Source organism: Parapusillimonas sp. JC17 (assembly GCF_052180245.1).
Lineage (GTDB): Bacteria > Pseudomonadota > Gammaproteobacteria > Burkholderiales > Burkholderiaceae_B > Parapusillimonas.
In genome coordinates this window covers 3,242,338-3,265,298 of sequence record NZ_CP197474.1, presented here as the reverse complement: position 1 = coordinate 3,265,298, position 22,961 = coordinate 3,242,338, and the positions used below count along the sequence as shown (strand labels likewise).

18 protein-coding genes are annotated in these 22,961 nt (G+C 61.1%); 6 read left to right on the top strand and 12 right to left on the bottom strand.

The genetic code is table 11. The features are described 5' to 3' along the window. Positions 1-133 precede the first annotated feature (133 nt). Together ACSBPU_RS15735 and ACSBPU_RS15730 are read left to right on the top strand one after the other, a co-directional pair. Positions 134-814 carry a GntR family transcriptional regulator gene (locus tag ACSBPU_RS15735; protein ID WP_442592928.1) on the top strand — a complete coding sequence of 227 codons (681 nt, stop codon included), beginning with the start codon at positions 134-136 and terminating at the stop codon, positions 812-814. Positions 815-869: 55 nt separating this feature from the next. Then, positions 870-2,228: an MmgE/PrpD family protein gene (locus ACSBPU_RS15730; protein WP_442592927.1), complete on the top strand. Its 1,359-nt coding sequence runs from the start codon at positions 870-872 to the stop codon at positions 2,226-2,228. A gap of 47 nt (positions 2,229-2,275) precedes the next feature. Here ACSBPU_RS15730 and ACSBPU_RS15725 read toward each other — a convergent pair whose 3' ends face one another. The 8 genes from ACSBPU_RS15725 to acnA all read right to left on the bottom strand — a co-directional run bounded on the left by ACSBPU_RS15725 (position 2,276) and on the right by acnA (position 13,378). Continuing rightward, positions 2,276-3,280: a tripartite tricarboxylate transporter substrate binding protein gene (locus ACSBPU_RS15725; RefSeq protein WP_442592926.1), complete on the bottom strand. Its 1,005-nt coding sequence runs from the start codon at positions 3,278-3,280 to the stop codon at positions 2,276-2,278. 95 nt (positions 3,281-3,375) lie between these two features. Beyond that, positions 3,376-4,761 carry an MmgE/PrpD family protein gene (locus ACSBPU_RS15720; RefSeq protein ID WP_442592925.1) on the bottom strand — a complete coding sequence of 462 codons (1,386 nt, stop codon included), beginning with the start codon at positions 4,759-4,761 and terminating at the stop codon, positions 3,376-3,378. 33 nt (positions 4,762-4,794) lie between these two features. After that, positions 4,795-6,189 carry an FAD-dependent oxidoreductase gene (locus tag ACSBPU_RS15715; RefSeq protein WP_442592924.1) on the bottom strand — a complete coding sequence of 465 codons (1,395 nt, stop codon included), beginning with the start codon at positions 6,187-6,189 and terminating at the stop codon, positions 4,795-4,797. 36 nt (positions 6,190-6,225) lie between these two features. Further along, a complete protein-coding gene (locus tag ACSBPU_RS15710; RefSeq protein WP_442592923.1) occupies positions 6,226-7,245 on the bottom strand; it encodes a Bug family tripartite tricarboxylate transporter substrate binding protein in 1,020 nt (339 codons plus the stop codon). Positions 7,246-7,441: 196 nt separating this feature from the next. After that, positions 7,442-8,452 (bottom strand): CobW family GTP-binding protein, encoded by a 1,011-nt coding sequence (locus ACSBPU_RS15705; protein WP_442592922.1) that lies wholly within the window; start codon positions 8,450-8,452, stop codon positions 7,442-7,444. A 25-nt stretch (positions 8,453-8,477) separates the two neighbouring features. Beyond that, positions 8,478-9,203, bottom strand: coding sequence for an isochorismatase family protein (locus ACSBPU_RS15700; RefSeq protein WP_442592921.1), 726 nt, complete (start codon positions 9,201-9,203; stop codon positions 8,478-8,480). A 31-nt stretch (positions 9,204-9,234) separates the two neighbouring features. Further along, positions 9,235-10,605 (bottom strand): dihydroorotase, encoded by a 1,371-nt coding sequence (locus tag ACSBPU_RS15695; RefSeq protein WP_442592920.1) that lies wholly within the window; start codon positions 10,603-10,605, stop codon positions 9,235-9,237. Positions 10,606-10,624: 19 nt separating this feature from the next. Beyond that, positions 10,625-13,378 carry an aconitate hydratase AcnA gene (gene acnA, locus ACSBPU_RS15690; protein ID WP_442592919.1) on the bottom strand — a complete coding sequence of 918 codons (2,754 nt, stop codon included), beginning with the start codon at positions 13,376-13,378 and terminating at the stop codon, positions 10,625-10,627. Between the two features lie 328 nt (positions 13,379-13,706). Between acnA and ACSBPU_RS15685 the strand changes: the two genes are divergently transcribed. From ACSBPU_RS15685 to ilvC, 4 genes are all read left to right on the top strand, one after another. Beyond that, positions 13,707-14,597 (top strand): isocitrate lyase/phosphoenolpyruvate mutase family protein, encoded by an 891-nt coding sequence (locus ACSBPU_RS15685; protein WP_180071499.1) that lies wholly within the window; start codon positions 13,707-13,709, stop codon positions 14,595-14,597. A 450-nt stretch (positions 14,598-15,047) separates the two neighbouring features. Next, entirely contained in the window at positions 15,048-16,769 is a 1,722-nt protein-coding gene (locus ACSBPU_RS15680; protein ID WP_180071498.1) for an acetolactate synthase 3 catalytic subunit, read from the top strand. A gap of 10 nt (positions 16,770-16,779) precedes the next feature. Further along, positions 16,780-17,271 carry an acetolactate synthase small subunit gene (ilvN, locus tag ACSBPU_RS15675; RefSeq protein ID WP_180071556.1) on the top strand — a complete coding sequence of 164 codons (492 nt, stop codon included), beginning with the start codon at positions 16,780-16,782 and terminating at the stop codon, positions 17,269-17,271. A gap of 111 nt (positions 17,272-17,382) precedes the next feature. Beyond that, a complete protein-coding gene (gene ilvC / locus ACSBPU_RS15670) occupies positions 17,383-18,399 on the top strand; it encodes a ketol-acid reductoisomerase (protein WP_180071497.1) in 1,017 nt (338 codons plus the stop codon). A gap of 141 nt (positions 18,400-18,540) precedes the next feature. Here the strand turns inward: ilvC and ACSBPU_RS15665 are convergent, their stop codons facing one another. From ACSBPU_RS15665 to ACSBPU_RS15650, 4 genes are read right to left on the bottom strand one after another with little or no spacing between them, the layout of a single operon-like run. Beyond that, positions 18,541-18,993 carry an SRPBCC family protein gene (locus ACSBPU_RS15665; protein WP_442592918.1) on the bottom strand — a complete coding sequence of 151 codons (453 nt, stop codon included), beginning with the start codon at positions 18,991-18,993 and terminating at the stop codon, positions 18,541-18,543. After that, a complete protein-coding gene (locus tag ACSBPU_RS15660; RefSeq protein WP_442592917.1) occupies positions 18,990-20,693 on the bottom strand; it encodes a flotillin family protein in 1,704 nt (567 codons plus the stop codon). Before ACSBPU_RS15660 ends, ACSBPU_RS15665 begins: the two co-directional genes overlap by 4 nt. An 18-nt stretch (positions 20,694-20,711) precedes the next feature. Then, positions 20,712-21,542 (bottom strand): phosphoenolpyruvate hydrolase family protein, encoded by an 831-nt coding sequence (locus ACSBPU_RS15655; RefSeq protein ID WP_442592916.1) that lies wholly within the window; start codon positions 21,540-21,542, stop codon positions 20,712-20,714. 9 nt (positions 21,543-21,551) lie between these two features. Then, positions 21,552-22,787 carry a Tm-1-like ATP-binding domain-containing protein gene (locus ACSBPU_RS15650; RefSeq protein ID WP_442598378.1) on the bottom strand — a complete coding sequence of 412 codons (1,236 nt, stop codon included), beginning with the start codon at positions 22,785-22,787 and terminating at the stop codon, positions 21,552-21,554. Positions 22,788-22,961: the final 174 nt, after the last annotated feature.

The window sequence follows — 22,961 nt, the reverse complement described above, 5'->3', positions numbered from 1 at the left end:
CTCGGGGGTCTGACCCTGTGCCTGTTTTTCGGGGCCGGACCCCGTATGGGGTCTGACCCCAAGGATTTGTTTTGTTAAGGAAAAAGAGTTGACACTTTTACAAAGTGTTTGATAGCCTAGGAACACTATGAACATGAGCGCGACCGTAACGGTAATCAACAAACAAGAGACTCAGATTCCCCTGGCGGACGCCGTCTTTCAAAAAATTCTCGACGCCATCTACGACGGCCGCCTGGCGCCGGGCAGCATCATCAACGAAGTGTCGATGGCGCAAGAATTCGGCGTGAGCCGGGGGCCGGTCCGCGAAGCCATACGGCGGTTGCAGGGCATCCAGCTCGTCACCCGCGAGCCATACATCAAGGCGCGGGTCATGTCCCTGTCGGCGGAGTCCGCACTGGAACTGTTCCAGATGCGCATGGCCTTGGAAGGCATGGCCTGTAACCTTGCGACGCAACGCATGCCCGACGATGAAATCGACGCGCTTCTGAGCGAAATGGAGCAGGACCGGCAGCAGCGCGTCAGTGGAGCCGAGCAGCCGCGGGTCTTCGACTTCCACGAGCGCATCGTCCGGGCCTCTGGAAATCAGCGCATCATCGCCGCGTTGTGCGGCGATCTGTACCACCTGCTTCGGATTTATCGTCGGCATTCCGGCACGGTACTTGAGCGCAAGGACGACGCTTACTCCGAGCACTGGCAGATCGTGCGCGCCATAAAAAGCCGGGACGGCGGCCTTGCCGAGTCTCTGATGCGCTCACACATCGAGCGGGCCGCGAACCATCTTGTCCGGCACCTGCCCGATACAGTCCGGCAGTGAACGAAGACCGGAAATTTCTGCGCGATCAACCGCAGCCAAGCAATGGAAGGAAACAGTGAACCAGACAGATGAATTTTCCACCGGCCTGAACCGGCTTTGCGAATGGGCGACGGCTTGCCGCTGGGAAGACATGCCGGAACCCGTACGGAAAAGGGCGGTTCTTGTATTGTTGGACGATATTTCGGCCATGATTGCGGGCTCGCTGGAGCCTGAACCCGCGCGCTATCGCGAAAAAGTGCTGTCCAGGCTCCGATGCGCCGAATCTGCGGTTTTCGCCGTCGGTCTCCCTGCGGCCGACCGTTTCCAGGCGGCTTCACTGAATGCGCTTGCAGGAAACTGGTGCGAACTGGACGAAGGGTTTCGCAGGACGATTTGCCATGCCGGTATCTACGTATTGCCCGCCTTGCTTGCAGAAGCGCAAGCCCTGGGCCTTCGATATACGCAAGTCTTGCGGGCATTGGTACTGGCTTATGAGGTCGTGACGCGAATTGCGATGAGCTTCCGGTTTGCCCAGCCTGCCGTGCATGGTCACGCCCTCTGGTCGAGCATAGGCGCAGCGGCGGGCGTGGTGATTGCGCGCGGCGGAAATGCCGCCGAATTGTTTGGCGCCGTCACCGCGGCTGCAACCACCGCGTCGATGGGGCCGCGTCCTCATCTGGTGGAAGGCGTGCTGGTCCGCAATGGTTGGGCTGCTGCCGGCGCAGTCAATGGTCTGCAGTGCGCCGATTGGGCGGCATGCGGTATTCAAGGCGCGGAATCCAGCATACCGGGTGTTTATCGCGATATCCTCGGGGCTGCTGAAAACTTCAACGCGCTGGACGATCAATTGGGCGTCGAATGGTCCATAGCGTCGGGTTATCACAAAATCTACGCGTGTTGCCAGCATGGGCACTCCGCGGTCGAGGCGGTGCTCGAGCTCGTCCGATCGCATGCCTTGGATGCCGGCCGGATTCGAAGCATCGTCGTCTATACGCATCCCTTGGCGCTCACTCTATCGAACCCCGAACCATCGACCACTTTGGGCGCGAAGTTCTCGATGCCGCACATGGTGGCCGCTCCTTTCGTGTTCGGCACCGGCAGCGCCCGGGCGTTCTCGAGCGACGCGCTGCACGATCCTCAGGTGGCGCATCTGCGCAGGATCGTGGAGCTCAGGCCGTACGAGGAGGCGCTGGTGCCGCCACACGATCGGCCCGCCAAGGTGGTGATCGTCACCGCCGACGGCCAGGTTCACGAGTCGGAGTGCCTGAGCGCCCAGGGCGGGCCCGATCGTCCTCTGCCCGAGTCGGTGCTGGAACAAAAAGTCCGTGAACTGTCGGCCCCGGTGCTTCCGGGGCTCGCGTCGTTGTTGGCGTCAGGCTGCATCGAGAGACAGGGCTCCACGCCGTGGGGCGAGTTGCTCGACATGCTGCGCTGAAAAGGCCAGACCGCCCCAGGGAGGGGCGGTCTGTCATGGATTGAAGATCAATTCATGACGATGTTGGCGTCCTTGATGACCTTGGCCCATTTCTCGGTATCTCTTTTCACCAGTTCGGCAAAGCTTTCCGGTGTTCCCGTAGCGACGTCGGTCCCCAGTTTTCGCAGGCGCTCGATGATCTCGGGCTTGGCCATTGCCTGGTTCACGGCGACGTTGATTTTCTCGATGACGGCGGGAGGCGTCCCGGCGGGTGCGAACAGTCCGAACCATGTCGTGGCTTCGAATCCCGGGAGTCCCGATTCCGCTATCGTCGGCACATCGGGAAGCAGGGCGCTCCTGCTGGCTCCGGTCACGCCCAAGGCCCTCAGGTCGCCGCGCTGGATATGCGGCATGGACGAGGGCAGGTTGTCGAACATCATTTGTACGCGTGCAGCCAGCAGATCGATCATCGCCGGACCGCTGCCCTGATAGGGAACATGCACGATCCTGGTGTTTGCCGTGCTGTTGAACAGTTCTCCCGACAGGTGCGTAGTGCCTCCATTGCCGGACGATCCGTAATTCAGTTCTCCGGGCTTGGCTTTTTCCAGAGCGATCAGTTCCTGTACCGATTTGACGGGCAGCGACGAGGGAACCACCAGCACGTTCATCGACGAACCCATGAGCGCCACGGGTGCGAGATCCTTGGAAGGGCTGTACGGCATGTTGCTGAAGAGCGCCGGGTTGATGGCGATGTTGCCGGCGGCGCCGAACAGCAGCGTGTAGCCGTCGGCAGCGCTTTTTGCCACCTGGTTGGAGCCTATGTTTCCGCCTCCGCCGGGTTTGTTCTCGACGATGAACTGTTGTTTCAGCATGCCGGTGAGCTCGGATGCGATGAGGCGCCCGAAAAGGTCCGTCGCGCCGCCTGCCGCGAACGGTACGACGATGCGCACGGCACGGTCGGGATAGTTCTGCGCACTGGCGTCATGACTCGTTGCGTTTGCCAGCAGCGGCAGCGCCGCCAGGGACGCGATGGACGCAATTTTTCCGACGGTCGAAAATACCTTCGCTTTCATTTTGATCTCCATGTAGAAACGTAAAAAGGCAAAGCGGGGCCCATGCGCACGGCGGCGCGCGCAGGAGGCTGAGTCGTGGCGGACAGTGGCGCTATCTATGCGGCGAGGATGCGCATCAGCGCGCGCGCGTCGGGCAGTGTGTTTCCGGCAAGGCTGGAGGTGGCCAATGCATAGGCGTCGTCTCGGCTCAAGACTTGTGTCGTGGCAAGGCAGAATTTCTCGACCAGCGCTTGATCGGACAGCGGCAGATCCGGCGACCCGATGGGTTCGGGGACGAACAACTCATGCGACCTTCCGTCGTTCAGCGTAACGGTGACGCGCGCGGGGCCGTTCGCCGGATAGAGCGCATTGCATTCCGGGTCGACATGGACACTGACTTTGGCTGCCAAGCGGGCCACCGATTCGTCGTTGCGGTTCTCAGGTGAAAAGGCCGGCAGGTCGACGGTGCCTTTCAGCATGGCAATGGCCATGACATACGGAAAACTCAATTGGGCAATGTTCAGTGTGTCCCATGGAAGCGATGCATGAGGCATGGCGGCTTCATATGTGCCTACCGAGACGCTGGCGACCTCGCTGGGCTGCAGGCCATGATCAATCCGAAGCCGAAGCAGGGCGTCGATGGCCGGATGAATGTGCCGGCAGCAGGGATAAGGTTTCAGATAAGAGCGGACGACGGCCAGCTCTTGCCGGCTTTCCGGTTTGCCGGCCCATTGCTCCAGGCCGCCGAACGCCTGAAGGACCCCTGCGCGCGTTTCGGCGACGTTGCGCGGCCCCTGCACGATGCCTTGCTGGGCCAGCAGTGCTGCGAATACGCCTTCCCGCGCCGCATGCGCCGGATGAAGCTTCTTGATGTTGCCGCCGCCTGACAGATAGGCGAAGATTCCGGACGAGGAGCTGGCTGCGATACCCAGTGCGCTCTCCATGTCGTTCGGATCAAGTCCCAGCACCCTGCCGGCCGCGGCGGCCGCGCCCAGCGTCCCCGCGACGGGTGTCGTCTGGAAGCCTCGCTTGCTGGCGTGCGGATGCAGGCATTCGGCAATCGAAACGGCCACTTCATAACCGGCGATGACGGCCGACAACAAAGTGTCTGCATCGACGTTCTGTCGATGGGCCATGGCCAGAGCGGCTGGAATGACGACGGTGCCGGGATGAATGGAGCCTTCCCGGTTTCCGTCATCCATTTCCAATGCATGTCCTGCCGCCGCCATGAGGTAGCAAGCCGTCAGGATGTCGGCGGACAGCGCAGAACCGACGACCGGCACATCGCCTTGCGCCACGCCGTTTTTCCGGCACAGTTCGCTGACTGCCTGAACAATGGGCTGGTCTATTCCCGCGGCGCACGCGCCGAGCGTATCCAGCAGATGCCTGAGCGTTTCATGCTTTTCATGCTCGGCCAGTTTCGCGTATGTGACGTTGCTGGCGAAGCTTGCCAGCGATTTCGTAGGAGTCGAAGTGCTGCCGGGATCTTTCTGCGAGTTCATGCGTGGCTTTCCTGATGCAAAGAAAAAATGAGTTCACGCGGGGAAGGCGGATGCGTCGCGCGCGGCGGCTCTGCCCGCCAGGTAACCAAGACCCAGCGCGCCGAGCAGGCCATTGCCCGACATATAGCCCAGTCCTCCTTTTGAGCCGCTGATTCCGCAGGCGGCGCCGCCGCCGGCGTATAGCCCCGGTATGGGTCGCTGCTGTTTCAGTACCCGGCCGTCCATGTCCACTTTCAGGCCGCCTTGCGTATGGAACAGGGCCGGTCCGATTCGAGTGGCGGTGAAAGGAGCGTTCAAAGGGCCTAGTCCCCAGGCCTTGCGCCCGTACTGGTCTTGCACTGCGCTGCGGGCGGCTGCGATGGTGTCGTCCAGCGTCGCGGCGAGCCTGACGGGGTCCATCCCCAGCCTTTGCGCCAGGCTGGCGGCATCGGGCGCTTCGATCACCCCGCCGTGCTCGCAGAGTTCGGCATATTCTTCCTGGCCGCCGGCGGTGACGTCGCGCACGCGTGTGTCGGCGATCACATAGAACGGGCCTTCGCGCTCCAGTTCCTGAGCGGCGAAGGCGGAGTATCCGATCGTTTCATCGCCGAAGCGAGTGCCCTGATGGTCGACGATTACGCCGCCTTTTTCTACGACCGTCCAGGTGACCAGCGAGCCGTGCGGGTCGGCCAGGCTGGCATGGGCCTGATAGGCGCCCATATTGGCCAAGTCGGCGCCCAGTTCTTCGCCCCAGCGTATGGCTTCGCCTTCGCTGGCGACCGAGCCACCGTAGGGTACGGCTGCGAGCTCCGGGCAGAACCGCGCAAGCAATTCGCGATTGGCGCCGAAGCCGTTTGTAGCCAGGATGACTGCCTTGGCGCCGATGGCGGTGCGTTCGCCTGTCTTGGTTTCGGTGACGGCTCCCATGACTTTTCCGTCAGGCGAAATGAGCAGATCGACGGCCGGATTGCCGTACGCGATGGGAATATCGCGGTTCTCAATGGTCTTGAGCAGATCGTTCACAAGGTCTGAACCTCGCCTGGAGGGCGGCGAGTGCAGCCGATGCACCCGATGACCGATATGTTTGTAGGTTTCCACAAGGGTCATGTTCACATCGGCGTTGTCGACCAGCCATTCGACCAGCTCCGCCGAAATATCAGCGAGCCGGCGTGTCAGTTCAGGCGCGTCGTGCCGGCCGGCCACGCGCTCCAGGTCTTCGACAAAGACGTCGGGGCTGTCCACGACGCCGGCGGCGCGCTGGAAGCGGGTGTTCGCCGCCGGTATGGACCCACTGGAAAGTACGGTGTTGCCCTGGACGCGGTCCATCTTTTCGACGATCGCCACGTCCATGCCGTTTTCGTGGGCGGCCAAGGCCGCCACCAGCCCGCAACCGCCCGCGCCAATGACGAGCACGTCGAATTCCGCATCGAAACTCATCGGATTAGCCATAGAATTCATCTTTACGAATGTCTGCCCAGCACGTGTTTATTCCACGCGCGCGCCCGAGATTTCGACCGCCTTGGCCCAGTTCGCCGCTTCCTGCGCCAGTTCCGTCTTGAACTGTTCAGGCGTGTTGGGTAGCGGCTGAAGGCCGAGACCCTTCATTTTCTCTTTCATTTCGGCGGTGTTCATGACCTCGTTCACGTCCTTGGAGATCTTCTCGACGATTTCCTTGGGGGTGCCTTTGGGTGCGAACAAACCGGACCACGGAGCGGCTGCAAAACCAGGGAAGCCCTGTCCGGCGATGGTGGCGTAGCCTTTTTCGCTGTAGTCCTTGTCTGTAGTGATCGCGATCAGCTTCACTTTGCCGGCCTGGAGCAGCGTTTCCGCCGAAGGCAGACCGGTGATGCCGACCTGGATGAAGCCCGCCGCCAAGTCATTGAGCATGGGGGACGCGCCCTTGTACTGCACGGCGTCGAGCTTGAAGCCGCCGCGCTCTTTCAGAAGCTCCATCGTGAGATGCGAGGCGGTGCCATTGCCGTCCGTGCCATAGCTGTGCAGCTCCTTGTCTTTCTTCGCAAGTGCGATCAGCTCCTGAAGGTTGTTGGCCGGCAAGGCGGGATTCGCAAGAATGGCGTTCGGGTAGATGACCGCGCGGCTGATGGGTTCGAAGTCGGCCTGAGGATCATAGGGAAGCTGTTTGTAGAGCGAGCCGGCGATGGAATGAGAGCCCGTAACGCCGAGCACCAGGGTGTAGCCGTCGGGTGCCGCTTTGGAGACCGTTGCCGCCCCGATCGTACCGCCAGCGCCTGCCCGGTTCTCCATGACTACCGGCTGGTCCCATTTTTTGGACAGCGCTTCGCCGATGAGGCGTGCGGTGATGTCGGTTGGGCCGCCTGGCGCGAACGGAACGACGAGCTTGACGGGCTTGTTCGGATAGCCGGCCGCGCTATCGCCCTGAGCCATGGCCGGCAAGGAGAAAGACGCGCCGAGTGCAGAGGCGAGGGCTGCGGCAATGAGGGTGCGCCGGTTCTGCTTGAATGAGGGGGAGAGGGAGTAAGACATAGCGACTTCCTTATGCTTGAAGAGGGGACGGCAGCGCATCACGCTGCATAGTGTTAACACTGTATTGATGGTGATAACAAATGTCAACAGTTGGCTACTGATATATAAATAGCAAACGCTAGTAATTACCCTAAATACAGGCCTGCAAGGCGAATTAATTTCCTTGTGGTCCTGTTAACTGTTGACATTAATATGACTACTGAAGCAATAGAGCAACGGTTTCCTCGAGCTCCTGCCTGCTGAGCTTCTCGGTGATCAGCACGAGGGCGCCTTGCTGGGGGCCTTCGATGGCGCGCTGCAGCTTGAGTGGTGCGCTGAAAAGATGATGTACGGCATGTATGGCGTAGCATTCGCCGTCTTCCATGCGCAGAATACCCTTGGCACGCAGCAGGGATTCGCCATGGCGGCGTTGCATGGCGTGGACCCAGTCCGCGTAGGCCGGCCAGCTTATGGGCTTCTGCAGATGAAAGGTCTGCGCCGTGATGCCGTATTTGAAGACATGGCCCAGTGGAGAGCCGCGTTCGTTGCGATTGGCCAAGGCCGGTGGGTCCATCGGCCTGGTTTCGGTGCTCGTGAACAGTCGGCGAATTCCGGATGAGTCCAGTGTCGGTCCGATATGAATTTCGGCATGAGGATTCCGGATTCCCAGTTCCTCCCGCAGGTCCAGGGCCGCCACGGAGTCCTCCAGCAGGTCGGTCTTGGTCAGGACGACATGGTCGGCGACCGCGAGTTGGGCCGCCGCCTCGCGGTAGGAACCGATGGCTTCAAGTCCATGGAGGGCGTCGACCGTGGTGATGATGCCCGCAAGCCGGAAACGTCGGGCGACCGCGGGATCGCCGCCTATGGCGTTGATGATGGCGCCCGGGTCGGCAAGCCCCGAAGTCTCTATGACGATGCGTTCGAAATGAGGAATTTCTTTCCTGAGGCGGCGGTAATAGAGCGACTCCAGGCTTTCCTGCAAGGATCCGCTCATGGCGCAGCACAGGCATCCGGAGTCCAGCAATACGATGTCCGTATCGCTGGATTGATCCACCAGCATGTGATCCAGGCCGACCTCTCCGAATTCGTTGATGATGACGGCCGTATCGGAGAATTCGGGCCGGTGTATCAGCCGGCTCAATAGGCTCGTCTTTCCGCTGCCGAGGAATCCCGTCAGCAGGAAGACCGGAGTGTATTGCGAGGAAATCGCGCCGGTTCGGTCGGACATCAGACGAAGCCTCCAGCGTTGTCGTTCAGGCCGCGCCGTTGTCGCTGGCTGGCAGTTCGCGCAGATAGTCGGCGACCTCTGCGGCCGGGATCACGTCAGCGTACTTGCAGTTCAGATCGAACAGGTTTACGGCATGGCTGGCCTGGAAGCGGTCGAAAGAGGCCTCTTCGGGGATGATCACCTTGAAGTTGTACGAGTACGCGTCCACCGCGGTCGCGCGCAGGCAGCCCGACGTCGCGCAACCCACCAGAATCAATGTATCGACGTCGAAGAAGTTCAGGTGGCTCATGAAAATGGTGCCGAAGAAGCATGAGGGCTTCTGCTTGGTGATCCGGATATCCTGCGGGCGCGGCGCCAGCGGAGCGACGGTTTCGGTCGCGTGGGTATTCGCCACCACGGTTTTTTCGCCGCCCCGATGATTCTTGCCCACCTGGACGCCGCTGTCCAGAAGGTCGGGCCTGCGACCGCTTTCCGTATAGAAAACAGGAATGTTCTTTTCGCGGGCCAGCTCGAGCAGAGGCACCATGTGCGCAACCGCGTCCCAGGCTTCCTTGCCGCAATGCGTGCGATATTGCTTCAGGCCTTCCAGAATGTCTTCCGGCGTGTCGCCGCAGAAGTTGTATTGCACGTCGATGATGAACAGGGCCGGCCGCTTGCCGAAGCCCCCGCGTTTGCCGTAGCCCGCGGCCTTGAAGACCTGCTTGTCGCGCTCGGTCAGGAAGTCTTCCCAAATTCGCTTGGTTTCGCTCATGTGTGTTCCTATGAATCAAAGTTCGGAGTTATCAGGGGGTCAGGCGCCGCAAGAATTGGCCGCCAGGTGAATTGCTTGCATCCATCGTGATCCGTCCATCCAGCGCAACGGTGCGACCGCGGACCAGCGTGCGCACCGGCCAGCCTTTGAGCGTCATTCCTTCATACGGCGAATAGTCGGAGTTGGATTCCAGAGTGCCCGGGTCGACGGTTTTTTCGAGATCGGGATCGACGACCACGAGATCGGCGTCTTTGCCGATTTCTATGCTGCCCTTGCTCGGCATGCCGTAAATACGAGCGGAGTTCTCGCTCGCCACCTTCACGAGGGTCTCCAGCGGGACCTTGCGCCTGTGGTAGCCCTCGTGCAGCAGGATGGGCAGGATCATGCCCGTGCCGGGAAAGCCGTTGCTGGCGGCCCAGATGTCCTTGTCTTTGGTTTCCCGCTTGCGGGGTACATGGTCCGAACCGATGGTGGTGATGGATCCGTCAATGACGCCCTGCCACATGGCCTCTACATCGGCTTGTCCGCGAACGGGCGGATTGACTTTGGCGTAAGTGCCGGCGGGAGACTCGTCATTCAGAAAGAGGTAGTGCGGGCAGGTCTCGACGTACATGGGCGGTGCGTTGGGAGCAAGCCGGTGGCGGCGCACTTCATCCAATGCTTCGCGGCTGCTCAGGTGCACGATGTTGACCGGGGTGCCGGTCTTGGTGGCGAAGTAGCATACGCGATGTACGTTTTCCGCTTCCAGGAAGTCGGGACTCTGTTCATTCCATGCTTTCAAGTCGTCGCGTCCGGCGGCGCGCAGAGGATCGCGCAGCAGAGGGATCACCTCTACGTTTTCGCAGTGCACGCCCAGCACGGCGCCCGGAATTTTGGCGGTTTCACGCAGGGCGGCAAACAGCAGGCCGTCGTCGATGTCGGTGAAACCCTTGGACAGTCCCGCCGCGCCCTTGTACATCATGTAGAGCTTGTAAGAGGGAACGCCAAACCGGTGCGAGATCTCGTTGAGGGTCTCTACGTGCAAGTGGCTCGTAATGCCGAAGTGGAAGCCGAAATCGACGCAGCTTTGGCGCTCGGCGCGCTCGCGTACGGGATCGAACGAATCGCGGATGTCGGCTGAGCGATGGAAGGACAGCACGGTCGTCGTTCCTCCGAGCGCGGCGAAGCGGGATTCGGTCTGGAAGTCGGTCTCGGGCGAGCCGAAGCCGAAATGCACATGGGGATCGATGATGCCGGGCAGCGTCCAGAGTCCTTTGCAGTCGATGGTCTCCTTGGCCTGCAGTTTGGCGCCGGGCTCGGCGATGAGTGCGATGCGGCCGCCGTGTATTCCGATCTGCCCTGGAGTCAGCCCCTTGCTTGGCAGCATGATTTGGGTATTGGTCAGTACGAGGTCCAGTTCCATGGTTTTGTCTTGAGTGTCGTTAAATATCCGATTTCTGAGTCGTAATGCCAGGCGCGGTGGATTCTTTCAAGAAGCTGCGCAGCACGCTGGAGGGAATGCCGCCTTCCGCAATGAGATGGCGCTCCGCGGCGGTAAGCACTTGCGGGCGGACCTGGAAGCCGGTCTCGCGGTCTCCCTGCCTGGCGGTGACGCTGATGAGCGCACCATCCTTGACGCCGGCCTCGATGTTCTCGAAATGGAAGGACTCGTTGCCGGCAAGGCCAAGCTGCCGCCAGCCTTGTCCTTCCATGAACGCCAGAGGAAGGATCCCCATGCCGACGAGGTTGGCGCGGTGGATGCGCTCGTAGGATTCGGCAATGACGGCCCGTATGCCCAGGAGCGCGGATCCCTTGGCTGCCCAATCCCGGCTGCTGCCGGTGCCGTACTCTTTGCCGGCCAGAATGATGGCGCTGCGCCCTTCCTGCTTATAGAGCATTGCGGCGTCGAAGATGGTCATTTGCTTGCCATCCGGGAAGTGGCGGGTGACGCCTCCTTCCACTTCCGGAACCAGTTGGTTCTTGATGCGGATGTTGGCGAAGGTCGCGCGCGTCATGACCTGATGATTGCATCGGCGCGCCACGTAGCTGTTGAAGTCCCGTGGTGCGATGCCGGCCGCCAGCAGATACTGGCCGGCCGGCGTCTCGCTGGGAATCTCGCCGCCGGGGGAGATGTGGTCCGTCGTCAGCGAGTCGTCAAAGGCGGCCAGTACATTGGCGTTTTCCAGGCCCAGCGCCAGCCGGGAGAGTCCATCGCCATCCGGAAGATGCTTGAAGAAGGGCGGTTCGATCAAATAGTGCGACTCCGGATTCCACGGAAACAGGACGCCCTCGGGGGCATGCATCTTCCGCCATATTTCCGTATCGAGATCTTCCGCTTGGTATGTCTGTTTGAATGTCTCGGGCTTGCTTGCCAAGGGCAGCAGGGCGGCGATCTCGTCCGGGCTTGGCCAGACGTCGCGCAGATAGATGGCTTTGCCGTCCTTGTCATGGCCCAGGGGTTCGTTATCGAAATCGATGTCGATTCTGCCCGCCAGCGCGTAGGCGACGACGAGCGGCGGCGCGCCTATGTAATTGGCGCGTATGAGCTTGTGTATGCGGCCTTCAAAATTGCGGTTGCCCGACAGGGCGGCCGCGACGACCAGGCCTTTCTTTTCGATCTGTGCCATTACCGCTACGTCCAGTGGCCCTGATTTTCCGCCACAGGTTGTACAGCCGTATCCGATCAGATGGAACCCAAGCGTTGCGAGAGGCTGCAGCAAGCCGGCGTCTTCCAGGTATCGTGTGACGGTGCGCGACCCCGGCGCAAGCGAGGTCTTGACCCAGCCGGGAACAGAGAGCCCCAGGCCCACCGCTTTGCTGGCCACCAGTCCGGCGGCGATCATGACGCTGGGATTGGACGTGTTGGTGCAGGAGGTGATCGCCGCGAGCACGACGGCGCCATGATCGAGATCGCCAATATCGGATGGCTGCGGTTGCGGCAAGCGAGGAGAAGCATCGTGCACGCCGAACCCGCCTTCCGACAGGGGCTTGGCCATGCGCTCTTTGAAGTCCGTGGCAACGGCGTCGATCGCCATGCGGTCTTGCGGCCGGCGCGGCCCCGCCATGGATGGCCGCGCTTCGGACAGGTCGATTTCCAGCACGCGGCTGTATTGCGGCCTGTGCTCGGGCGAGGACCGGAACAGGTCATTGGCTTTGCTGTAGGCTTCGATGAGTTCTATGTGTTCGAGGTCGCGGCCCGAGTTGCGCAGGTACTCGAGCGTGCGGTCGTCCACGGGAAAGAAGCCGCAAGTGGCGCCATATTCGGGCGCCATGTTCGCAATGGTGGCGCGTTCCTGTACGGGTAGCGTCGGCACCGCGGGGCCGAAGAACTCGACCATGCTGCCTGCAACGCCTTCTTTGCGCAAGGCCTGCGTAATGAGCAGGGCGGCGTCCGTTGTCAGTGCGGGAGCGGGTATGCTGCCGACCAGCCTGACGCCGACGACTTCCGGAATGGGGAAGGTGTAGGCATGCCCCAGCAAGGCGGCTTCCGCGTCGATGCCGCCTACGCCCCATCCCAGAACACCAAGGGCGTTGACCATAGGGGTGTGGGAATCGCCCCCGATCACAAAATCCGGATACGCCCAGGTTCCGTCTTTCCGCTGTTCCTTCATGACTACGGAAGCGATGTATTCCAGGTTGACCTGATGGATGATTCCCGTCCCGGGAGGGAACACGCGCAATCCGCGGAAGGCCTGCTGCGCCCACTTCAAGAACTCGTAGCGCTCGCGATTGCGCTCGAACTCGCGCTGCAGATTCAGCGGCATGGCGTTCGCATGCCCCCAGTTGTCCACTTGCAAGGAGTGATCCACGACCAGGTCGACGGGAATGCGGGTGTCGACGGCGTTGGGGTCGCCGTTGTTGTGCGCCACGGCGTCCCGCAGGGCCGCCAGGTCTTGAAGCACGGGCAGCCCGCTGGAGTCGGGAAGAATGACGCGCGCCACATGTAGCGGGAGTTCAGCGCCGATGTTGTCATTCCACTTGAGCAGTGCGTCGACTTCGCTGTCCGTTATGTTCGAGCCCCAGGCCTTGTGGCGGCAGAGGTTCTCGAGAAGGATGCGTATGACGAAAGGAAACGTGGACAGGTCGAGGCTGGACGCCGCGGCGACTTCCTGTATGTTGGTATATAGGAAGGGCTGCTGTCGTATCTGTATCTGCTGTGTCATGGCGAAGCGTGTCGGCGTGGAATAGTTTTCCAAGGTTATGACTATTGTTTGTTATTGTCAACAGTTTGGCTGGAAAGAGTCACCGGTAAATTGGCCTCGTACCGTTGGAAAATACTAGAGAAGATCAACGATGTGCAGTAAATTCACTTATATATTATGCGTTTGTATTCTAATTGCCTCGGGATTCAATTGAGTGGCGATGATGAGCCTATTGGCTAACTCATTTCGCAAAAGAGTTGACACTTTTGAGGAGGGTTGATAATCTGACGAACATTCGGGCTTGGTATCAAGGTTGTTATCGCCCTGCGGTACGTTGATGAAGAAGGCCGTGTATGTTTACTTTTGTGGGAATGAACAAAGAATGAATAGTGCCAGCAAGTTTCGGGCGTTGCTGAAAAGTGAAGCCTTTATCGTTTCACCCGGGGTCTACGATGGCTACAGCATACGTCTGGTCGAAGCGGCGGGTTTCAAGACTGCCTGCACTAGTGGCGCCGCGCTCTCCAATTCGCTGCTTGGCGTGCCTGACATTGGCGTGATGGGCTTGGCTGAAAACGTCAACCATTGCCGCAACCTGGCGCGTTCGGTCTCCATTCCGCTTACGGCGGATGCCGATACCGGCTATGGCAATCCGGTGAACGTATTCCATACGGTCAGGTTGTTTGAGGAAGCGGGCGTGGCCGGTGTCAATCTCGAGGACCAGGTGAGCCCGAAGCGTTGCGGGCACATGCCGGGCAAGGACGTCGTGAGCGAGGCCGAGATGGTCAAGAAGATCGAGGCAGCGTGCCTGGCGCGCCGCAACGACGACTTCGTGATCATCGCGCGCACGGATTCTCTGGCCCTGGAAGGCATCGAAGGCGCAATCAAGCGAGCCAAGGCATATGCGGCAGCGGGCGCAGACATGCTGTTTCCGGACGCGGTGCGCACCGAAGACGATATCAAGCGCATCGTCGATGCCGCCGGCATCCCCGTGAGCGTCAACATGGGCTTCGGCATCCGCGCGCGTCCCACGACCCCATTGATTCCGTTGCCACGGCTGAAAGAACTGGGCGTCAAGCGCATCAGTCTTCCACGCATGCTGCCGGCCGCCGCCATCCACGCGATGCAGCAAGCTTTGAGCGTGATGCAGGAAGTGATTGCAACGGGCGAGCCGGCCGACCGGCCCGATCTGCTGGTGGGCATCGAAGACATCATGAAGCTCATGGACTACGAGAACATGCGCGCCCTCGAAAAGCGCCTTACCACTTTCGATTGACCGGGCGGAGGAGGTCAGACCCCATGCGGGGTCTGACCCCAGGGCCTGTTTCTCAGGGGGTCGGACCCCGCATGGGGTCCGACCCCAACCCCTAGGCCGATTTGATTCCGGCCGGGTTACTTGCTACATTATTGTATTGGCCTGCTCGAGTATCCAGGGCGGGCCGCACAAGGCACCGTGTTCCGGGCTATCCGCCCGGTTTTTTGCGCCTGTAATACTTTGCTGTTGGCCGCGCCACAAGCGTGTGTTGCCAGGCTTCCGTTTCTACCTCCCGCGTTCATGTGAACGCTCGCGCTGCACATTCGATGAGTTCGATTCGGGTCGGTAAGGTGTCTGGGTGGCATGGTTCCGTGAGCCATAAAACGCCAGGTCATGTTGCCGGCTTCCGGGTGGGGCTCGGGCTTCAGGGCCAGTCGGGTTGACAGTGCTGGTTATGAAAGGAATTTCAATATGGAACTCAATGGCGCCGATATCGTCGTGCGTTGCCTTGCCGAAGAGGGCGTAGACCATGTGTTTGGCTACCCTGGCGGCGCGGTACTGTACATCTACGACGCAATCTACAAACAAGACAATTTCAAGCACATACTCGTTCGGCACGAGCAGGCTGCCGTGCATGCGGCCGATGCCTACTCCCGTTCGTCGAACAAAATAGGCGTGGCTCTGGTCACCAGCGGCCCGGGGCTGACCAACGCGGTCACCGGCATCGCCACCGCCTACATGGACTCCATCCCGATGGTGATCATCAGCGGCCAGGTGCCTACCCAGGCCATCGGCGAAGATGCTTTCCAGGAATGCGATACCGTCGGCATCACCCGGCCATGCGTCAAGCACAACTTCCTGGTGCGCGACATCAAGGATCTGGCCGAGACCATGCGACGGGCCTTCTATATTGCCAAGACCGGGCGTCCGGGACCAGTGCTGGTCGATATCCCCAAAGACATCACCGTTGCGACCTGCAAGTTCACGGCAAAGCGTGGCGAAGTCAAGATGCGCTCGTATGCGCCTGTCACCAAAGGGCATCTCGGCCAGATCAAGAAAGCCGTCCAGATGCTGCTGACGGCCGAGCGCCCCATGATCTATTCCGGCGGCGGCGTGATCCTGTCGGATTCATCCGCCGAACTGCGCGAACTGGTGAAGCTGTCCGGTGCGCCGTGCACCAATACCCTGATGGGCCTGGGCGCCTATCCCGCCGACGACGACAAGTTCGTCGGCATGCCGGGCATGCACGGCACTTATGAAGCCAATATGGCCATGCAGAACTGCGATGTGCTCATCGCAGTGGGGGCTCGCTTCGATGACCGGGTAATCGGCAACACCAAGCACTTTGCCCAGGTTCCGCGCAAGATCGTCCACATCGATATCGACCCTTCTTCCATCTCCAAGCGCGTAAGGGTCGACGTCCCCATCGTCGGCAGCGTGAAGGAAGTGCTGCAGGAGTTCAACAGCCTGTATGCGCAGGCGCTCGCCGATTCGGCCCCGAACAAGGCCGCGCTTGCGAAGTGGTGGCAGCAGATCAATACCTGGCGCGGCAAGCAGTGCCTGGCCTATGAGCCGTCTTCCGAGCTCATCAAGCCGCAATTCGTGATCGAGAAGCTCTGGGAAGTCACCGGCGGGAATGCCTTCGTGACCTCCGACGTCGGGCAGCACCAGATGTGGGCGGCGCAGTACTACCGCTTCAACGAACCCCGCCGCTGGATCAATTCCGGCGGGCTCGGCACCATGGGCGTGGGCCTGCCCTATGCAATGGGCGTGCAGATGGCCAATCCCGAGGCCGATGTCGCGGTCATCACCGGCGAAGGTTCCATACAGATGAATATCCAGGAACTCTCCACCTGCAAGCAGTACCGTCTTTCGCCCAAGGTTCTCTGCCTGAACAATCGCTACCTGGGCATGGTCCGGCAGTGGCAGCAGATCGATTACGGCTCGCGCTATTCCGAATCCTATGTGGATGCGCTGCCCGATTTCGTGAAGCTGGTTGAAAGCTATGGGCATGTGGGCCTTCGCATCGAGAAGCCGGCCGATGTCGAGCCCGCGATCCGCGAGGCTTTCGGCAAGCACAAGGACCGCCTGGTTTTCCTTGACTTCATCACGGACCAGACCGAAAACGTCTGGCCCATGGTAAAGGCGGGGCGCGGGCTTACCGAAATGCTGCTTGGTTCTGAAGACCTGTAAGGAGAGAATGATGAAACACGTAATTTCTATCCTTCTCGAGAACGAGCCGGGCGCGCTGTCGCGCGTGGTGGGGCTGTTTTCCGCCCGTGGATATAATATCGAGACCCTTACCGTTGCCCCTACGGAAGACGCCACGCTGTCCCGCATGACGATCGTCACGCATGGTTCCGACGAGATCGTCGAGCAGATCACCAAGCATCTCAATCGCCTCGTGGATGTCGTGAAAGTCGTCGATCTTTCCGAAGGGCCTCACATCGAGCGCGAACTCATGATGATCAAGGTTCGCGCGGTGGGCAAGGAACGGGACGAGATGAAGCGCATGGCCGATATCTTCCGTGGCCGCATCATCGATGTCACCGACAAGGTCTACACCATCGAACTGACGGGCGATCAAGAAAAGATCGAAGCCTTCATCGGTGCGCTGGATCGTAGCGCGATTCTGGAAACCGTCCGTACCGGGGTGTCCGGCATCGGACGGGGCGAACGGGTCCTGAAGTTGTAAATCATCATTCCGGGCCTGGCGGCGGTATGCCGGTCCGATCTTAACCTAGGCATCTGGATGCTGGCATTCAGAAAAAATCAAAATACTACGAACAGTATTGGAGCACCCTAAATGAAAGTTTTCTACGATAAAGATTGTGATCTCTCCCTCATCAAAGGCAAGACTGTCGCCATCATCGGCTACGGCTCGCAAGGCCACGCGCATGCGCTGAACCTGCATGAATCGGGTGTCAATGTGGTGGTGGGCCTGCGCAAGGGCGGCGCATCCTGGAGCAAGGCCGAGAACGCGGGCCTGAACGTGCAGGAAGTTGCCGAGGCCGTCAAGGGTGCCGACCTGGTCATGATTCTTCTGCCCGATGAAAACATCGCCGAAGTCTATCGCACGCAGGTGGCGGACAACATCAAGGCGGGTGCCGCGCTGGCGTTCGCTCATGGTTTCAATGTGCACTACGGCCAGGTTCAGCCGCGCGCCGACATCGACGTCATCATGATCGCGCCCAAGGCTCCCGGCCACACCGTGCGCGGCACCTACCGCCAGGGCGGCGGCGTGCCGGCGCTCGTCGCCGTCCATCAGGATACGTCCGGCGCAGCCCGCGACATCGCGCTGTCGTATGCTTGCGCGATCGGTAGCGGCCGTGCGGGCGTCATCGAAACGAACTTCCGCGAAGAAACCGAAACCGACCTCTTCGGCGAACAGGCCGTGCTGTGCGGCGGTACCGTCGAACTGATCAAGGCAGGTTTCGAAACGCTGGTGGAAGCCGGCTACGCGCCCGAAATGGCTTATTTCGAGTGCCTGCACGAGCTCAAGCTGATCGTCGACCTGATCTACGAGGGCGGCATCGCCAACATGAACTACTCGATCTCCAACAACGCCGAGTACGGTGAATACGTCACCGGCCCGCGCATCGTGACCGAGGAAACCAAGAACGCCATGCGCCAGTGCCTGAAGGACATCCAGACGGGTGAATATGCCAAGAGCTTCATCCTGGAAAATTCCGCCGGCGCTCCGACGCTGATTTCGCGTCGTCGCATCAACGCTGAATCGCAGATCGAACAGGTCGGCGGCAAGCTGCGCGCCATGATGCCTTGGATCGCAGCGAACAAGCTGGTTGATCAGACCAAGAACTGATGGATGGGGGTCGGACCCCATGTGGGGTCTGACACCTTGATTCATACTGGGGTCGGACCCCGTACGGGGTCCGACCCCGGCTGCAGCTTCTTGTTGTGGGGTCAGACCCTTTCGGGTCTGACCCCTTGTCGTTTCCCAGGATCAGACCCCATGCGGGGTCTGACCCCGCACCATCGATTGCAGCGATTTCAGCGCCGCCAGAAAAACCTCCTGGCCGATGAGCCGACGAAGCTCGTCCTCGCGTCCTGCATCGCAGCCGAACTCGGCCGACCATTCCACGAAGCTGCGGTCCCCGTCTGTCACGGGTATGATCCTCAGCGTGGCGACATAATCGCTGACCCCCATGGGGCTTTCCAGTATCGAGTAAACGCAAGTGAAGTCATAGTCCGACAAAGCAAGCAGTTGCTCGCGTATCGTCCCGCCCTGGCGTAGTTCGAAGTTGCGCACGCAGCCTACCGCGTCCGACGGAGAGTTTCCTTCGATCCTGCTGTGTGCGACGAACGGCGTCCATTGCGGCAGGCCGTTGAAGTCGCGGATGATGCTCCAGACGTCCTGCGCCGGGGCGTCGATGACACTGCTGACATAGACTTTCATGGCGCGTTCTTGCCTTTCTTGTCGTCGTTGCCGGTGCTGGATGCCGGCGTGGGCAGCATGGTGCCTGCTGCGCCCGCGAGGTTGCCGCCATCGAGGCCGATTTCACGCAGGAGCTGATCGACCACCGGCGCCTGCGCCCGATAACGCAAGGCCGAATTGACGACGCCGTCGGCAATGCCGACACTCCTGTCGTCTACGCCAGCGCCGTTACCCACGTTGCCGAGCCCGTCCAGCTGCAATATCTTGATGCTGTCGATATTTTCCATGGGCTTGACCGATTCTCGGATGATGCCTTCCATTTTGTCGACGATGCGCAGGCGCAGCGCGGAAGCCCGCGCGTCGGCCGTCAGCACATTGGAAGCCTCGTTCATGCGGCGCAGGCCTTCGGCTTCCACTTCGCTGCGGACCCTGCTGGCCTCCGCACGTATCCTTTCCGCATCGGCATCCGCTTCGGCATGCGCCCGGATGGCGGCGGCGCGGTCGGCGCTCGCCGCCTTTTCGGCTTCAGCGGCCAAGCGCAGCTGCAGGCCTTCTTTTTCGGCTGCCTGGCGGGCGGCGATGAGCTCGACCTGCTTGCGGCGTTCGGCGACTTCCAGTTCACGCGCCGAAAAGACGCGCTCTTCCGCGGCAACGGCTTCGGCGCGCGCCTGGTCCGCGGCCGTCTGGGCTTCCGATTGGCGTCTCGACTGTTCGGCGATGGCGATTGCACGCTGTTGCTCCGCCAGTTCAAGCGCCTTGCGGCGCTCCAGGTTGGCGGCTTGCAGCTCCTTCTCCTTGGCGATGCGCTCATGCTCGATCTGCAGCTCTGCCCGGACTTGAGCTTGCTCCACCGCCTGGCGCGCTTCGATCTGCGCCCGCTCCGCCCGGTGTTCGGTTTCGGCGCGTTCCCGGGCGACCTCCGCCCTTTGCTGGGCACGGGCGATTTCCACTTCGCGCTCCTGGGCGAGCCTGGCATATTCCGCTTCGCGGTCGATGTCCAGCGCCAGTTTTTCGGCCTCCAGGTTCTTGCTGCGTATGGAGATCAGAGTGTCCTGCTCGATGTCGTTGCGTTGCTTCTTGCGTCTTTCTATCTGTTCGGTGAGCCGCGTCATGCCTTCGGCATCGAACTGGTTGGACGGATTGAAGAACTCCATTGCCGTCTGGTCGAGTTGGGTCAGGGAAGCCGCTTCGAGTTCCAGGCCATTCTTGGTGAGGTCGTCCGCAACATCGACGCTGACTTTCTTGACGTATTCGCCGCGTTTCTCATGCAGCTCTTCCATGGTCATCTCGGCGGCCGCGGTGCGCAAGGCGTCCACGAATTTGCCCTCCACCAGCTCGATCAGCCGATCCGGCTCCATGCTGCGTTCTCCCAGCGTCTGGGCGGCCGTGGCCACGGCGTCGGGATTTGCCGCAACGCGGACATAGAACTCCGCCGTGACGTCGACGCGCATGCGATCTTTGGTGATCAGCGCCTTGTCGCGGCCACGAGTGACCTCCAGACGCAGCGTATTCATGTTCACCGGGATGACGTCATGCACGATGGGCAGCACGAAAGCGCCGCCGTCAAGCACGACCTTCTGGCCGCCCAGGCCGGTACGCACGAAAGCGCGGCCTTTGGATGACCTGAGATACAGCCAGTGCAGCAGCCATATGCCGATGGCCACGACGATGACCACAGCCAGAAGGCCCAATAAGAAAACTCCGAACTCTGAACCAGTCATGGTCGACTCCTTGGCTTGTTAACGCTTGATGTTCTTGAATTCGCGCGTGCGTTCCGTCAGCGCGGTTTCCACGGGCAGGCGCTCCATGCTCGAGGCGCCATAGAAGCCATGGCAGCCGGGACAGCTTTCGAGTATGAAGGCCGCGTCGGCCGGTGTAGCGATGGGGCCGCCGTGGCACAGGACGATGATGTCCGGATTGGCGCGCCTGGCTGCTTCCGCCCAGGCATTGATGGCGGGCACGCAGTCTTCGAGTGTCAGGGCGGTTTCGGCGCCGATGGCCCCGCCGGTGGTCAGCCCAAGATGGCAGACGATGATGTCCGCGCCGGCGCGCGCCATGTCGGTGGCGTTCGCTTCGTTGAAGACATAGGGTGTGGTCAGCAGATCCAGCTCGCGCGCCTTGCGTATGAGGTCGACCTCCAGGCCATAGCCCATGCCGGTTTCCTCGAGATTCGTCCTGAATGTGCCGTCTATCAGCCCGACGGTCGGAAAGTTCTGGATGCCGGAGAACCCCAGGCTGATCAACTGGCGCAAAAAATGTTCCGGAATCATGAACGGATCGGTTCCATTCACGCCCGCCAGGACGGGAGTGTGTTTCACCATCGGCAGGACTTCGCTGGCCATCTCGACGACGATCTGGTTTGCGTTGCCGTACGCCAGCAAGCCGGCCAGCGACCCGCGGCCCGCCATCCGATAGCGCCCCGAGTTGTAGATCACGATGAGGTCTATGCCTCCGGCCTCCTCGCACTTTGCGGACAAGCCGGTGCCTGCGCCTCCGCCGATGATCGGTATCCGGTTGCGTATCATCTCGCGGAATTTCTCGAGCAGTGTTGAGCGTTGAATGCGGGGCATGACGGTTTCCTAGCGTTTATATGACGGGCGCGCCGGCGCCTGCGGGCGGATTTCCTGGAAGGCCTGTACGAGCGCCTCGGCGAAAGCCGGGTCGTTGATGTTGTAGGGAAGCTTGATCAGCTTGCGCTGCGAGCCGGGCTTGAAGTTCTTCTCGATGGTCGAGAACAGCGCACGGTTCGCGGCCGGATCATGGAAGGGCTGGCCCGGCGCATCGATGGCCGAGACGCCGCCTTCCGGAATCAGGAAACGCACAGGACCTTCCATTTGATTCAGCTTGCCCGCGATGAATTCGCCGATTGCAACGTTCTCTTCGGGCAAGGTGCGGACCAAGGTGACGTTTTCGTTGTGTTTGTATATGTTGCGTCCGCGGAAACGCGCGGGGAGCGTGGCCATGGCATGGAAGTTAACCATATCCAGCGCGCCGCAGGAACCCACATAGGGCAGGCGGCTTCGGATGACGGCATCCATGCGCGTGTCGCCGGCGGAGAAGACGCCGCCCACGATCAGGTCGGCGATCTCCGTCGTCGTGATGTCGATGATGCCGTCAAGCAGGCCCGAATCGGTCAGCATCTCCATCGATCGTCCGCCTGTGCCCGTGGCGTGGAAGACCAGGCAGTCGTAGCTGGACGAGAGCGCTTTGGTGACCGCCTGGACACAGGTCGTCGTGACGCCGAACATGGTGAGGCCGATGGCCGGCTTGGGCTCATCGGCGGGCTGGACGGGATTGGCGATCATTCCCGCCAGCGCATGGGCGGCATTGCCGAGCACCTGCGCGCTGATCCGGTTCAGGCCGGACACGTCGGTAATCGAGTACATCATGCAGATGTCTGACTCGCCCACGTAAGGCGCGACATCGCCGGAGGCCACGGTCGAGACCATGACTTTTGGTATGCCTACCGGAATCGAGCGCATGCCCGCCGTGGCCAGCGCCGTACCGCCCGATCCGCCGGCGGAAATGATTCCGCCCAGGTCGCGCCGGCTGGCGAGAAAGCGCCCGAAGGCTTCGGTCATCCCGGCGACGGATGAGCCGCGGTCCTTCGTGAATACGGCCGCCTCGCCCTTGGGATGGAATCGGGCCACTTCCCGCGCCGTGATGCTGGCCGACGACATGGCGCCGCTGGTTGCCAGGTCGACCGTCGTCACCCGTATGCCGAGCTTTTCGATGCAGCTGCGCAAATATTGCAATTCGGAACCTTTGGTGTCGAAGGTACCGACGACGTAGGCTGTCCGGTCGGCGCTCGCCAAGCCGGCGGGCCTCATGCGCACCGCGCGCTGGGTGGCTTCCGCGCGCGGCGGGCGTTTGCCGGCGTCGGAATCCAGCACCCGTGCCTGCATCCTGGGCAGGGGCGGGTCTTCATCCTGGTAGGTCCGGCGTATGACCCAGACCTGCTGCCCGGGTGATTCCTGTCCGCCTGAATC